The sequence below is a fragment of the Alloalcanivorax sp. genome (assembly GCF_964221125.1).
Taxonomy (GTDB): Bacteria; Pseudomonadota; Gammaproteobacteria; order Pseudomonadales; family Alcanivoracaceae; genus Alloalcanivorax; species Alloalcanivorax venustensis.
Map to the genome: position 1 here is coordinate 1 of NZ_CAXPXK010000097.1, position 13785 is coordinate 13785.

The window sequence follows — 13785 nt, forward strand, 5'->3', positions numbered from 1 at the left end:
GCGTGGCGGCCTATCTGGAGTTGTTTATCGGTGAGTTCCCCGGCGCCGACCGGGCCGCCGCCACCTTCGACATGCCCGAGCGCAGCTTCCGCCGCCGGCTCGGCGACGCCGGGCGCAGCTATCAGAAAATTCTCGACGGGGTGCGGCTGGAGAAGGCGCGCGGCTACCTGGCGGATTCGTCACGCAGCGTGGAGGAGATCGCCGGCCTGCTCGGCTACAGCGAGCCGGCCGCCTTCATCCGCGCCTTCGAGCGCTGGACCGGGCAGACCCCGTCGCGCTACAGAAAGACCTTGTAACCGCGGGCCTTGTGGGAGCGGGCCTTGCCCGCGAAAGGCAAGCGAAGCTTGCCGGCAGGATTCCAGAGACGCTGTTTGTGCGACCGTCAGAACGGCCTCTGGAATCCTGCCGGGTGGCTGAAAGCCACCCTTTCGCTTGCAGGGCAAGCTCCCACAAGCGGCCCTGCTTTTGAAGCGCGGTGCTATTGGGAACGAATCTTTTGCACGATGTGGGTGGTGGAAATGTTCTCGACGAAGTCGAGGACTTCCACGCGGCCGCCGTGGCGTTTGACGATGTCGGCGCCCACCACCTGGTCGACGCTGTAGTCGCCGCCTTTGACGAGAATGTCCGGGCGCACCTTTTCCAGCAGCGGCTCCGGCGTGTCGGTGTCGAAGGCGACCACGTAATCCACCGCCTCCAGGGCCGCCAGCACCGCCATGCGGCGCTCCAGGGAGTTGATCGGGCGGCCCGGCCCCTTGAGCCGGCGAATCGAATCGTCGCTGTTGACCGCCAGCACCAGCCGGTCGCCGAGGCGGCGGGCGGAGTCCAGATAGCCCACATGGCCGGCGTGGATGATGTCGAAGCAGCCGTTGGTAAAGGCGATCTTCTCGCCCTGGGCGCGGGCGTCCTCGATGGCGATCAGCAGTTGTTCCTCGGTCATGGCGCCGCGGCCGGGGCCGCCGGCCTGGTGCACCGCGCGGCGCAGCTCCGGGGCGGACACCACCGCGGTGCCCAGCTTGCCGACCACGATGCCGGCGGCGATGTTGGCCAGCACCACCGCCTCGGCCAGATCGGCACCGGCGGCCAGGGACACCGCCAGGGTCGAGATCACGGTGTCGCCGGCGCCGGTGACGTCGAACACCTCGCGGGCGTGGGCCGGCAGATGCAGCTCCGTCTGGCCGGCGCGCAGCAGGGTCATGCCCTTCTCGCTGCGGGTGATCAGCAAGGCGCCCAGATCCAGCTCGGCCATCAGCGCCTGGCCTTTTTCCAGCAGGGTCTTTTCGTCCGGCACCGGCCCCACCACGGCCTCGAACTCGGCCAGGTTGGGGGTCAGCAGGGTGGCGCCCCGGTAGCGGCTGAAATCACTGCCCTTGGGGTCCACCAGCACCGGCACGCCGGCCTCGCGGGCCAGGGCGATCAGCCCGGGGCAGTCGCGCAGGGCGCCCTTGGCGTAATCGGACAGCACCAGGGCGCCGCAGCCGGCCAGCCGGCCTTTGACCTTCTCGGCGAACGGCGCCGGGTCCTGGTCCTGGAAGGACTCCTCGAAATCCAGCCGCAGCAGTTGCTGCTGGCGGCTGATCACGCGCAGCTTGGTGATGGTGGGCAGCCCGGCCACTTTCTGGAAGTCGCACAGCACATCGGCGGCACCCAGGCGTTGCTCCAGAATGCCGGCGGCCTCATCCTGGCCGGTGAGCCCCACCAGTTCCGCCCGGGCCCCCAGGGCGGCCATGTTGAGCGCCACGTTGGCGGCGCCGCCGGGGCGGTCCTCCAGTTCGGTGACGCGCACCACCGGCACCGGGGCCTCCGGAGAGATACGTCCGGTCGGGCCGTGCCAATAACGGTCCAGCATCACGTCGCCGGCGACCAGCACGCGGGCCTGGCCAAAGGGGGGAATTCGCGGGTTGTGCATCACCTACTCCTGCGCCACGGGGAGCCTCAAACTGGCGCGCAGTGTAGCATAGCGGTGGATGCGAGCAGCCCCGCTGAGTACACTTTGCCGCTTGCCGGGCGGGTGCGGCCGGACCAGGGCCCTCCCCGGCGCGACTACGATTCGAGACAGGACATAATTCTATGACGGCTTTGCGCCACAACGCACTGCAGGGAAGGTGGCTGAGACTGTGGCTGACGGTCTCTTTCGCGGTCATGTTCACCGGGCCCTTCCTGTTCCACTCGCGGGTGGCGCTGCTTAACGTGGTGGACGTCCTGTTCTTCCTGCCGTCGCTGACGCTGCTCACCCGCGCCCTGGTGAGCGGCGACCGGCGCCTGCTGCTGGACCCCTGGCTGGTGCCGTTGTACGCCTTTCTGGGCTGGACCCTGCTGACCATGGTCTGGGCCGAGGACGCCAACAGCTCGCGCACCATCCGCGCCGCCGTGGAAATCATCATCCTGGTGGGCATTCTCCGCTGGGTGCATCTTTATTACCGCCACACCCTGAAACAGGCGCTGGCCAACGGTGCCATGACCGCCATGGTGGTGCTGGCGGTGATCATGGTCAGCTATTACACCATTCAGCCGCTCACCAGCCCGCTGTTCAGCCAGCCCGCCAGCCTGATCTTCAACCTGCCCCAGCCAGGCCCGCTGCTCGGCACCATGGCGCTGGTGGCGCCGTCGTTCATTCTGCTCGCCCAGACCCTGGACGAGGGCTTCACCCCCAAGGGCGCCCGCCGCGGCGCCGGCGCGCTGGTGGGCTTCACCTTCCTGGTGGCGGTGCACTGGCAATCCGGCGCCATGCTGCTGGTGCTGGCCCTGGGCTGGGCGCTGCTACGCTACCATCAGCGGCTGCTGGCCGCCCTGGCCGGGGCGGTGGCGCTCTACCTGGCGCTGGATTTCGAGGTGCTGCGCCAGGCCGGCATGTACTTCAGCCACCCGCTGTTCGGCAACGGGCTCAGCCAGGAGGGCGGTGATTCCCTGCTGGTCTCGATTCCGGACGGCCTGCGTGTGCTGCCGCACCCCAACAACGTGCTGCTGGCGGTGGTGCACAGCACCGGCCTGGTCGGCCTGGCGCTGTTCATCGCCGCCTGGGCGGTGCCCGCCTGGCGGCTGCCGGACGCCGGCCGCGAACAGCGCGAGGGCGCGGTGTTCCTGGTCGCCCTGCTGCCCGGCCTGCTCACCATGCTGAGCGCCGGCGCCTACCTGCTGGTGCCGTTCCACCCCAGCTGGATGTGCCTGTGGCTGCCCCTGGCGCTGATGCTGGCCAGCCTCAGCAACCGCGACACCATGCGCCGGCCGGTCCGCGCCGGTCAGGGCTAACCGCGCCATGGGAAAGCGCCGACACCGTCCGGTCTCACCGTCCGATCCGCGCCTGTGGCCCACGCGCCTGGGTCTGGCCCTGTTCTGGCTGATCGGCCAGCTGCCCTGGGACTGGCTGCTGGCCGCCGGCCGTGGCGTCGGCCGCCTGGCCTGGTACCTGGCCGCCTCGCGCCGGCGGGTGGCGCTCACCAACCTGCGGCTGTGCTTTCCGGAGCTTTCCGAGCAGGAGCGCGAGGCCCTCGCACGCCGGGTGATGATCAGCACCGGCGAGGCGATTCTGGAAATGGCCGGCGCCTTCCATAACCAGCGCATCGACCTGGCAAAGCGGCTCACCGTCAGCGGCCTGGAGCATCTGAAAACCGCCCGCCGCGAAGGGCACGGCGTGATGCTGCTGGGCATGCACTTCAACAGCATCGACGTGGGCAGCCGCCTGCTCGGCAAGTTCTTCCGTTTCAGCGTGGTCTACCGCCCCAACGACAACCCCCTGCTCGATCATCTGATCACCAAGGGACGCGGCACCTGGGTCAACCATTCCGTGGACCGCAACGACATCCGCCAGACCGTGCGCCTGCTGCGCCAGGGCGAGGTGGTCTGGTACGCGCCGGACCAGGACTACGGCACCGCCCACGCGGTGTTCGTGCCGTTCTTCGGGGTGCCGGCGGCCACCATCACCGCCACCAGCCGCATCGCGCGCATGGGCAAGGCCAAGGTGATTCCCTGCGCCCACTACCGCCTGCCCGGCGGCCGCTACGAGATCGAGTTCGGCGCGCCGCTGGAGGATTTTCCCTGCGGCGACGACGAGGCGGACACCGCCCGCATCAACCGCACCATTGAAGGCTATGTGCGCAAACACCCGGAGCAGTATCTCTGGGTGCACAAACGCTTCAAACACCAACCGCCCGGCCAGGACCATCCGTACCGATGACCCGACCCCGCTCCGTCTCCGATTCCACAGGCTCCGCCCCAGTGCTGTTCAGCGGCTGGCTGACGCTGTGCTTCAGCCTGATGTTTTCCGGCTTGCTGGTATTCCCGTCCCGCACCGGTTTGATGAACGCCCTGGACGCGGTGTTCTTTCTGCCGGCGCTGATCTATGTGGCGGTGGCGTCCCGGCACCAGCCGCTGGCGCTGCTGAAACGGCACGGCTGGCTGCTGGCGTTTCTGTGCTACGCCACCTTCTCCACCTTCTTCGGGCCGGCGCCCAACCCCAGCCGCTTCGGGCGTGCCCTGATCGAGATCTTCACCCTGTTCGCGTTCGTGGAGCTGGCCGTGCAGCGCTACCCGCGCGCGTTCTGGGGCGCCCTGCTGATCGGCACCGGGGTGGCGGCCCTCGCCGCGCTGGTGGATTTCTTCGCCTACTATTTTATCGTCGACCGGCCGTTCAGCTCGCAGCTGTACGGCGTGTTCGAGGTATTTGAAATCCGCCCCTGGCTGGTGCTCGACACCAACCAGCTTTACGCCAGCATGTACTGCATCACGCTGCCGTTCTTCGCTTTCTTCGCCAGCCGGCAACTGCCGCCGGGGCGTTTGACCCGGCTCGCCCCTTACCTGATCACCCTGGCGCTGCTGGTGTATCTGGCCGCCAACCAGCGCCGCTCCACCCTGGTGGCGCTGGCGGTGGGCTGCATGGCGCTGCCGATCATTACCATGAAACGGCGGCTGCTGGTGCCGCTGGTGGCGGTGGTGCTGGTCGCCGCCGCCGCGCTGGCCCTGAACCCGGAAATGATCACCGAGCGGGGCACCAGCCAGCGCCCGCAGCTCTGGTCCGCCACCTGGGAAATGATTCTGGAAGCGCCGGTGACCGGCCACGGCATGGCCAACGAAACCCGCGAGCTGCACATCGTGGTCGACGGCGAGCCGGTGGTGCAGGACCATCCGCACAACTATTTCCTGTCGCTGCTCTACCACATCGGCTTTCTGGGGCTGGGGCTGTGGGTGATGCTGTGGGCGCCGGCGCTGTGGCGCGGCTGGCGGCGCTACCCGCAGCGCATTTCGGTGCTGGCGGCGGCCATGGCCACCGGCTTCAGCGCGGTGCTGTTCGACGGCATTCATCCCTATACGCCGTTTATGTATAACTGGCCCAGCGTGTGGATCCCCATGGCGCTGCTGGTCGCCTATGTAAGACAACAGGAGACACGCAATGAAAGTGGTTCAGGTATGCAAATACCGCAATGACACCGTGGAAGGCGTGGATCTGTTCGAGGAAGTGATCCGCGCCGCCCAAGGCCACGACCGCAGCTTTTATATCTTCCACGGCGAGGCCGGCAACCTGGGCGAACGGCTCGGCTGCGAGACGGTGGCGTTCAATTTCAGCAAGTCGGACATCAAGCGCATCCGCCCCTCGGCGGTGCTCAAGGTGTTGCGCCAGCTGCGCCGCGACAAACCGGATGTGATCATCACCCACCGCATGAAGCCGTCGGTGTTCGTGGCCTGGTGCGGCCTGTTCCTGCCCGGCGTGCGCAAGATTTCGGTGGTGCACAACATGGGCGAATTCAAACGCCCGCGCCGGCGCCTGTTCGCCAAACTGCTGATGCGCGGCTGGAAGTTCGCCGCCTGTTCCGAGGCGGTGCGCCAGGACATGCTGCTGCGCGGCTTCACGCCGGACGAAGTGGTGGCGATCCCCAATTCCGTGAACGAAAAGATCGTGCGCGACAACCTGCTCGACCGCGAGCAGGCGCGCCGCGACCTGGGCGTGCCGGTGGACGCGCCGAGGGTGATCGGCACCGTCGGCCGCATGCGCCCGGTGAAAGGCCATAAATACCTGATCGACGCCATGCGCCAGATGGACAACCCGCCCCATGTGGTGGTGATCGGCGACGGTGAGCTGCTTGACGAAATGCGCGAGGCGGCGAAGCAACACGGCCTGGCGGACCGGCTGATTTTCGCCGGCGGCCGCAAGAACGCCTACCGCTATGTGTCCGCGTTCGACGCCTTCATCATGCCGTCGCTGCGCGAGGGCCTGCCCATCGCCATGCTGGAAGCGATCGCCGCCGGGGTGCCCGGCTACGGCACCCCGGTGGGCGGCATTCCGGAAATACTGCGGGACAAGCGCTGGCTGTTTGAAAAAGAAAGCACGGAGGCGGTGAAAACGGTGCTGGAGTATCTGGGCAGCGCCACGCCGGAACAGCTGGAAGAAACCCGCCGCGAGCAGTACCGCATTTTCGACGAGTCGTTCAGCATCGAAAGCTACCACGCCCGCTTCCGGTCTCTGATGGAAGGCGGCGACGGCCGGCTGTAACCGCTAGCGGGCCGGCGGCTTTTCCTCGAACTGAACCCAGTTCCGTTTGAAACGCTTGAGATCCCGGGCCTGTTTGCGGGCCCGGCGCCGGCTGACACCACTGAAGCCGGCGCCGTCCAGGTCGATGAAGTGCACCCGGTCCTGGTCGTCGACGAGAATATTCTGCGCCTTGGCGTCGCCGTGCCAGAAGCCGGTCTCGCCGAGCCGCTTCAGCCACAGCTCCACGGATGGCGCCACGCGCCGGGCCCGCTCGCGCTGTTCCTCCATCAGGGTGCTTAACGCCAGCGTGGCTTCAAGACGGGGAAAGGCGATCACCGCCTCGCCGTCGGCGCAGCGGCGCAGCATCGCCGGGCGCGGCGTGGGCACGCCCAGCAACGCCCAGGTCCAGCCCATCACCCAGGAAATGTCCGCGCGGGTCTTGAACAGCGCGCGGCGCAGGCGGGTCTTGGGGCCGCTTTCCCGGTAGTGCTTCACGATCCACTGGTCGTTGCCGTACACGCTCACCCGGCTGCCTTCTTTGATCAGCGCCAGGCTTGCCGGGTCACGCAACCAGGCCGACAGGGCCTCGAACTCCTCGCGGTTCAGCGAACGGCGGTACAGCCATTGTTCCTGCTGTTCATGCCAGACGCCGATGGCGGAGCTTTCCCGGCGCCACTTTTTCATCGCGCTGCGCAGCCGCCGGTCGCTGCGGCGGCGCACCATGGCCGCCAGCGGCTCGCTGCGCAGCCCCTCCTGGCGCAGCCGCACGGCCACCTGCTCCTGCAGCCGGTCACGCAGGTCCAGCGGCGCCTGGGCGCAGAACAGCGCCAGGTTGTCGAGAATCGCCGGTTCGTAGCGCAGGCCGCCGGGCAGCGGCACCACTTCGCCGGCGTCGATGACCAGGAAGCGCTCGCCGTCGAACAGAAAATTGTCCAGGTGCAGGTCCAGCTGGCGCAGGCCGGCCCGGTAGAGCAGGAACAGGCTGTCGAGCAGGTCACCGGCGAGCGCCAGACCTTGCTCGCCGCGCAGGGTCGCCTGGCCGGACTGGCCGCCCACCCACTCCTGGATCAGCACCGCGCCCCGTTCCGGGCCCTGGTTGCCGACGGTCTCGAAAATCAGCCCCGGCGTGGGCACCCCGGCCTCCACCAGGGCGCCGTGGCGGGCCAGCTCGCGGGCGGCTTCGTCGGCGTGGCCGGCAAAGAACAGCTTGGCGAACACGGTGGCGCCGCGCCAGCGGGCGCGCACCGCGATACGGCGGCCGGGCAGATGACGCAGCACCGCCTCGGCGCGCAACGGCTCGCCGTCGATATCCAGGGTAAAGCCGCCGGACCGCGCCCAGTCCAGGGCGGCCAGTTGCGGCCAGGTGAGCGGTGTGTCGGCGGCGCTGGTGGTCACGATCGCTTCCCCCGGCGAACAAAACTGGCAAGGTACCGGCGCAGATAGCGCGGCTGCAATGCCCGCCGCCAGTCGGCGCCGAGCGCGCGGTGAAAGAAGAAACGCACCTGGTCGGGGCGCCCGCCGCGGGCCGCCAGCTTGAGCAGCGACAGGGCGCGCCGCGCCCGGTAACCGCGCCGCAGCTGGCCGGCCCAGTCGGGCAGGCCGTTGTCGTCGAAGATGGCGCGCTCCAAGTCCATGCCCAGCGCCAGCGCCGCCGCCACGTCGTTGCGGCGGCTGCCGCCGTGGTGGTGTACCCGCAGCACCGGCTGGTCGCTTTTGCAGGCGTCGTAGCAGGCCATCAGATGGGCGAACACCGGCATGTCCTCGGTGTGCGGCAACGGCGACGCCAGCGGCGCGCTGTCGAACACCGACCGGTGCAGGGCGCAGGCGCCGTTGGACAGGCTCAGTTGTTTGTCCAGGTAGGCGGCGAAATTGGCTCGGCGGCTGTCGCTCACCGGCCCCGGCGCGACCCGGCGCTCGCGCTCGCCGTGGCGGGCCAGATGGCCGGCGATGGCGACGCGGCTGCGCGGGTGGGCGGCGATCAGATCGGCGAACACCCGCAGGGCGCCGGGCAACAGCTCGTCGTCGGCGTCGAGAAACACCAGCCAGTCGTGGCGGGCCAGGGCCAGCCCTTTGGCCCGCGCCGCCGCCGGCCCCTGGTTGGGCTGGCGATGATAGGTCAGCCGCTCGCCGAACTCGGCGCTCAGCTTGTCCATCACCGCCGGGGTGTCGTCGGTGGAGCCGTCGTCCACCACCAGCACTTCCACGTCGGCGCCGTCCTGGGTGCACGCCGAGGTCACCGCCCGGCGCAGGAAATGGGCGTAGTTGTAGGCGGGAATGACGATGGAAAACGCCGGCGCGCCGCTCATATGTCCTTCCCCGGATGCTCGCAGTAACGCAGCGGGAAGCTGGGTTCGATCTCGAAATAGCGCCGGTAGATTTTCTCCGCTTCCTTGCGGCTGGCGCGCCACAGGGCGGCGTGCTCGCGCAGCGCCTCACGCAGCGGCAGGCCGGTGTAGGCGCGCACAAAACGCAGCAGGTCGCGGTGGGTCAGGTCCAGCCGGGCGGTGGAGTAATACAGGCCGCCCACATCCTTGTTGCGCCAGCGGCGCGGCACCTTGTGGCGCACCTGGGAACGGTGCAGGTCGATCAGATACAGGGGCGCGCCGGCGTCGTGACCGGCCACCGCGCCACGGTCGATGAGGAAATGACCCAGGTAGAAATCCCGGTGGTTCACGCCGGCGCCGTGCATGGCCCGGGCGATCTCGCCCACCCGGCGGATCAGCGCCCACTTGAACGGCGCCGGACCTGGATCCAGGCGCCAGGCCTCGCCCAGCTCTTCCAGGCTGACCGTGTCGCTGAGCTCATCGGTGACCAGAAACGATTCCTGCCGCGCCGGGTTGGCGCCGCGGCAGCCGTAACCGGCGATGGTCAGGGTGTCGATGCCGGCGGCGGCCACGGCGCGGATCGCGCGCACCTCGGACATGGCGCCCAACACCGGCGCCTTGGCCTGGGTCAGGTTCTTGATGATCTCTCGCCAGCCGATGCCGCCGTGGTACTTAAGAAAATAAGACCGGCCGGCGGCCTCGAACCGCAGCGTGCGCCGGCCCTCGCGGGCCCGGTACACCTCGCCGGGCTGGGTGGCGGCCTGGGCGAACGGCTCCCGCCCGCGCCAGGCGGCGGCCAGATCGTCGCGCAGAAACAGGGCCCGGGCGCTCATTGCCCTGCCCCCGGCGGCTCGCCTTCGATGGCGTCCACCGCGTGGTCGGTGAGGCTGTAGATGTCCGCCTGCTCGGCGAAGCGGGCCGCCTTTTCCCACCAGGCGGGCCGGTCCAGGGCCAGCAATTCCCGCGCGGCGGCGGCCAGCGACTCCGGGGTGGGATCTTCGAGCACCCGGCCCAGGTCCGCGTCGCGGATGTAGTCGGCGTAGCCGCAGGCGCGGGTGGTCAGCACCGGCAGGCCGGCGATGGCCGCTTCCAGCAGCACGGTGCCGGTGTTCTCGGCGTACGCCGGGTGCACCAGCAGGTCCGCCGCCCACAGCCAGGCCGGCACGTCGTCGCGGCCGCCCATGAAGTGCACCCGCCCTTCCAGGCCCAGGCGCCGCGCCTGGCGCTGGTAGGGCGCCGCCTTGTCCTCGCCGACCACGAACAGGCGGGCGTCGCCGGGCAGCCCGGCCAGGGCCTGCAGGGCCCGGTCCAGGCCCTTGGTGCGAAAACCGGAGCCCACGAACAGCAGCATCGGCGTCACTTCGCTGATGCCCAGTTCGGCGCGCAGAACGGTGCGGCGGTGCAGATGGTCGGCGGGCTGAACGCGGTCCCGCCGGATGCCCGGCGGCAGCGACACGAAGCGGGCGTCCGGGGTGCCGTAGTGGTGCTGGTAAAGCGCCTTCTGCGGCGGCGAGATGGAGAGCACCCCGGTGGTGGCGTCCGCCCCGAACACGGCGGCTTCCATGGCCAGCTTGCTGCGGTAGCGCGGCAGTAATGTCTTCAGGCCCTGGTAGCGGTCCGCCAGACAGCCGTCGGCGGCGTAGTACCAGTCCAGCCCCGGCATCTTGTTGAACCCCACCACCCGGTCGAAGCCGTCCAGCTGCGTGGTCACGCGGCGCGCGAAATCCGCGTCGCTGGCGTGGTTGCTGCGGGCGGCGGACGGCAACGTGCGCACTTCCAGGCCGTCGACGGGGGCCGGGTCACCGTGCCAGGCGCGGGTGAACACCGTCACTTGATGACCGCGCTCCAGCGCCTTGGTGGCGATCGCCACCATGTCCCGTTGCAGGCCGCCGTAGGGAAAGTATTCGAACAGCAGGAACGCCAGCTTCATCGGCCGCCCCCCGTGGCCGGCACCCGGTCGGCGGCTCCGTCCGCTGTGACTTCCATCAACGCCTGCCAGACGCGGTGCGGCTTGAGGCTGCTGAAACAGGGCGGGTTCACCCCCTGGCCCAGGTTGCCTTGATAGGTGCACTTTTCCTGCACGCAGGGGGCGCAGGGAAACTCCGCCGCCAGGGAGCGGGCACGCGGCCCCCAGACGCCGGTCAGGCGCGGGTCGGTGGGGCCGTACAGCCCCACGCCCGGCAGCCCGGCGGCGGCGGCCAGGTGGGCCAGGCCGGTGTCGACGGCGACGAAGCCGTCCCAGGCCAGCATCCGGTCGGTGAGCGTGGACAGGGACAGGCGCGGCAGCACCTCGACGCCGGCCAGCCCTTGCGCGATGCGCTCGGCGCGGGCGCGCTCGGTGTCGTTGCCCCACGGCAGCCACACCCGCTGGCCGGCGCCGGCGGCCCGTTCCGCCAGGGCGCGCCAATAGGCTTCCGGGTAGTGTTTGGTGGGCCAGGTGGTGCCGTGGCAGAACACCAGCTCGGCGCCGGGCCCGGCCAGCGGGCGCGGCGCGCGGGTGCGGCGCAGGCCGTAATCGGGGGCGCTGTCCGGGGCGGTGTAGCCGAGGGCGGCGGCGAACAGTTGCCGCACCCGGGTCACCGCATGGCCGTCGCGGGGCACCGGCAGCGGCCGATCCAGCGCCAGCGCCGACCAGGGCTCGCGGGCGGAGGCCTTATCCAGGCCGAACTTGGGGCCGCGCGCCAGGCGGGTGATAAAGGCGCTTTTGATCAGGCCCTGGGCGTCGATCACGGCGTCGTACTCGCGTTCGCGCAGGGCGTTCTTGAAGGTGGTCCACTCGCCGCTGCGGCGGGCGCGCCAGGGGTGCCGGCGCCAGCGGCGCAGGGCGCAGGGCAGCACCCGCTCCACCGCCGGGTGGCGGCCGGCCAGGTCGGCGAAGCCCTCTTCCACCACCCAGTCCAGCCGCAGGCCGGGGATCGCCCGCGCCGCGTCGGTGATCGCCGGCAGGCTGTGGATCACATCGCCCATGGAGGAGGTTTTGATCAGCAGAACACGCATACCGCCCGTCCGTCGTGGTTCATCGCGGCACGCCCGGCAACCTTGCCAGGGCCTGAATCACCCGGTCCGGCTCCAGTTGGCGAAGACAATTGAGGTGGCCCAGCGGGCATTCGCGCTGGAAACAGGGGCTGCATTCCAGCCCCAGCCGCTCAATCGCCACCGCTTCGCCCAGCGGCGGCGTAAAGCCGGGTGAAGTGGAACCGTACACCGCCACCAGCGGCCGGCCCAGGGCGGCGGCGATGTGCATCAGCCCGGAATCGTTGCTGACCACCGCGTCGGTGACCGACAGCAGGTCCACCGCCTGCTCCAGGCTGGTGGCGCCGGCCAGGATCGCCGCCTCGCCGCGCTGGGCCTCGGGCAGCGCTTCAACAATCTGCTCGGCCACCGGCCGGTCCTTGCCGGAGCCGAACAGCCACACCCGGCCGCCCTGCCCGATCCAGTGGCGGGCCACGGCGGCGTAATGGTATTCCGGCCAGCGTTTGGACGGGCCGAACTCGGCGCCGGGGCACAGCCCCAGCACCGGGCGGTCGTCGGCGAGCCGCTGGTCGGCGCGGGCGGCGGCCACGGCGTCGCTGTCCACGCGCAGCCGGGGCGGCTGGATCGTTTCCAGGGCCGGCGGCGGCGCGTCCGCGTCCAGGGCCAGCGCCACGAAGCGCTGCACCATCAAGGGGTAACGCTCTTTGTCCAGCTTGCGCACGTCGTTGAGCAGGCCGTAGCGCATTTCGCCACGCCAGCCGGTGCGCACCGGAACGCCGGCCCAGAACGGGATCAGGGCGGACTTGAGGGAATTGGGGAGCACGAAGGCGCGGTCGTAGCCGCCGCGCAGGGCACGGCCTTCGGCGCGCCGCTGGCGCAGCTTCAGTTCGCCGTGGCCGAACGGCAGATCCAGTGCCTGGCGCACTTCCGGCATGCGCGACAGCAGCGGCCGGCACCAGGCCGGCGCCAGCACATCAATGTCGCAGGGCCGCTGCCGCTGCAGTTCGGCGAACAGCGTCTGGGCCATGACCATGTCGCCGACCCAGGACGGGCCGACGACCAGGATGCGTGGGCGCCGCGCTTCAGACACTCAGGAAACGTGGGTCAGCCATTCCTGGTGGCGGTCGTGCTTGTCGCGCACCAGATCGAAATAGACGGTCTGCAGCTCTTCGGTGATCGGCCCGCGCTTGCCTTCACCGATGATGCGGCCGTCCAGTTCGCGGATCGGCGTCACTTCCGCGGCGGTGCCGGTGAAGAAGGCCTCGTCGGCGATGTAGAACTCATCGCGGGTGAGGCGCTTCTCGCGCACCGTGTAGCCGTGTTCCTCTGCCAGCTGGATGATGGTCTTGCGGGTGATGCCGTCCAGGCAGGAGGTCAGCTCCGGGGTGTACAGCACCTTGTCGCGGATCAGGAACACGTTCTCGCCGGAACCTTCCGCCACATAGCCTTCGTTATCCAGCAGCAGCGCTTCGTCGGCGCCGCCGGACAGGGCTTCGTTCAGGGCCAGCATGGAATTGATGTAATTGCCGTTGGCCTTGGCCTTGCACATGGTGATGTTGACGTGGTGCCGGGTGTAGCTGGAGGTGCGCACCTTGATGCCCAGCTCCAGGGCTTCCGGGCTCATGTAGGCGGGCCATTCCCAGGCGGCGACCATGACGTGCACTTTCAGGTTGTGCGCGCGCAGGCCCATGCCTTCGCTGCCGTAGAACACCATCGGGCGAAGATAGGCGTGCGGCAGTTTGTTCTCGCGCACCGCGTCGATCTGCGCCTGGTTGATCTGTTCCTTGGTGTAAGGAATCTTCATGTTCAGGATGTGGGCGCTGTTGAACAACCGGTCGGTGTGTTCCTTGAGCCGGAAAATGGCCGGGCCCCGGGCGGTCTCGTAGGCCCGCACGCCTTCGAACACGCCCATGCCGTAGTGCAGGGTGTGGGTCAGCACATGGGTCTTGGCTTCGCGCCAAGGCACCATTTCATTGTCCAGCCAGATAAAACCGTCTCGTTGAGCCATCGACATGGCGGTCACACTCC

13 protein-coding genes are annotated in these 13785 nt (G+C 69.1%); 5 read left to right on the forward strand and 8 right to left on the reverse strand.

Features of this window, described 5'->3' with window-relative positions; genetic code table 11:
- The coding region (locus ACEQZD_RS11485) for a helix-turn-helix transcriptional regulator (RefSeq protein WP_370185565.1) at window positions 1–296 on the forward strand (296 nt) is incomplete at its 5' end.
- A 182-nt stretch (window positions 297–478) separates the two neighbouring features.
- Here ACEQZD_RS11485 and hldE read toward each other — a convergent pair.
- Window positions 479–1906, reverse strand: a complete 1428-nt coding sequence (hldE, locus tag ACEQZD_RS11490) for a bifunctional D-glycero-beta-D-manno-heptose-7-phosphate kinase/D-glycero-beta-D-manno-heptose 1-phosphate adenylyltransferase HldE (protein ID WP_370185567.1) — start codon at window positions 1904–1906, stop codon at window positions 479–481.
- 161 nt (window positions 1907–2067) lie between these two features.
- Here hldE and ACEQZD_RS11495 point away from each other — a divergent pair, with 161 nt between their 5' ends.
- The 4 genes from ACEQZD_RS11495 to ACEQZD_RS11510 are packed head-to-tail and all read left to right on the forward strand — an operon-like array spanning window position 2068 to window position 6481.
- Window positions 2068–3246: a hypothetical protein gene (locus ACEQZD_RS11495; protein WP_370185569.1), complete on the forward strand. Its 1179-nt coding sequence runs from the start codon at window positions 2068–2070 to the stop codon at window positions 3244–3246.
- 7 nt (window positions 3247–3253) lie between these two features.
- Window positions 3254–4171 carry an LpxL/LpxP family Kdo(2)-lipid IV(A) lauroyl/palmitoleoyl acyltransferase gene (gene lpxL, locus ACEQZD_RS11500; protein ID WP_370185571.1) on the forward strand — a complete coding sequence of 306 codons (918 nt, stop codon included), beginning with the start codon at window positions 3254–3256 and terminating at the stop codon, window positions 4169–4171.
- The gene (locus tag ACEQZD_RS11505) at window positions 4168–5418 is read left to right on the forward strand and encodes an O-antigen ligase family protein (protein WP_370185572.1); all 1251 of its coding nucleotides are present in this window, start codon (window positions 4168–4170) and stop codon (window positions 5416–5418) included. The genes lpxL and ACEQZD_RS11505 overlap by 4 nt, the downstream gene beginning before the upstream one ends.
- Window positions 5384–6481: a glycosyltransferase gene (locus ACEQZD_RS11510; protein ID WP_142950025.1), complete on the forward strand. Its 1098-nt coding sequence runs from the start codon at window positions 5384–5386 to the stop codon at window positions 6479–6481. The genes ACEQZD_RS11505 and ACEQZD_RS11510 overlap by 35 nt, the downstream gene beginning before the upstream one ends.
- A 3-nt stretch (window positions 6482–6484) precedes the next feature.
- Here ACEQZD_RS11510 and ACEQZD_RS11515 read toward each other — a convergent pair whose 3' ends face one another.
- From ACEQZD_RS11515 to ACEQZD_RS11545, 7 genes are read right to left on the reverse strand one after another with little or no spacing between them, the layout of a single operon-like run.
- Window positions 6485–7855: a lipopolysaccharide kinase InaA family protein gene (locus tag ACEQZD_RS11515; protein ID WP_335629636.1), complete on the reverse strand. Its 1371-nt coding sequence runs from the start codon at window positions 7853–7855 to the stop codon at window positions 6485–6487.
- The gene (locus ACEQZD_RS11520; protein WP_335629637.1) at window positions 7852–8766 is read right to left on the reverse strand and encodes a glycosyltransferase family 2 protein; all 915 of its coding nucleotides are present in this window, start codon (window positions 8764–8766) and stop codon (window positions 7852–7854) included. The genes ACEQZD_RS11515 and ACEQZD_RS11520 overlap by 4 nt, the downstream gene beginning before the upstream one ends.
- Entirely contained in the window at window positions 8763–9617 is an 855-nt protein-coding gene (gene rfaP, locus ACEQZD_RS11525) for a lipopolysaccharide core heptose(I) kinase RfaP (protein WP_370185577.1), read from the reverse strand. The genes ACEQZD_RS11520 and rfaP overlap by 4 nt, the downstream gene beginning before the upstream one ends.
- A complete protein-coding gene (locus ACEQZD_RS11530) occupies window positions 9614–10714 on the reverse strand; it encodes a glycosyltransferase family 4 protein (RefSeq protein WP_370185579.1) in 1101 nt (366 codons plus the stop codon). Before ACEQZD_RS11530 ends, rfaP begins: the two co-directional genes overlap by 4 nt.
- Window positions 10711–11781 carry a lipopolysaccharide heptosyltransferase I gene (waaC, locus tag ACEQZD_RS11535; protein WP_370185582.1) on the reverse strand — a complete coding sequence of 357 codons (1071 nt, stop codon included), beginning with the start codon at window positions 11779–11781 and terminating at the stop codon, window positions 10711–10713. Before waaC ends, ACEQZD_RS11530 begins: the two co-directional genes overlap by 4 nt.
- 19 nt (window positions 11782–11800) lie before the next feature.
- Window positions 11801–12847 (reverse strand): lipopolysaccharide heptosyltransferase II, encoded by a 1047-nt coding sequence (gene waaF, locus ACEQZD_RS11540; protein ID WP_370185584.1) that lies wholly within the window; start codon window positions 12845–12847, stop codon window positions 11801–11803.
- On the reverse strand, window positions 12848–13771 hold the full coding sequence (locus ACEQZD_RS11545; protein ID WP_142950018.1) for a branched-chain amino acid transaminase: 924 nt from the start codon (window positions 13769–13771) through the stop codon (window positions 12848–12850).
- Window positions 13772–13785: the final 14 nt, after the last annotated feature.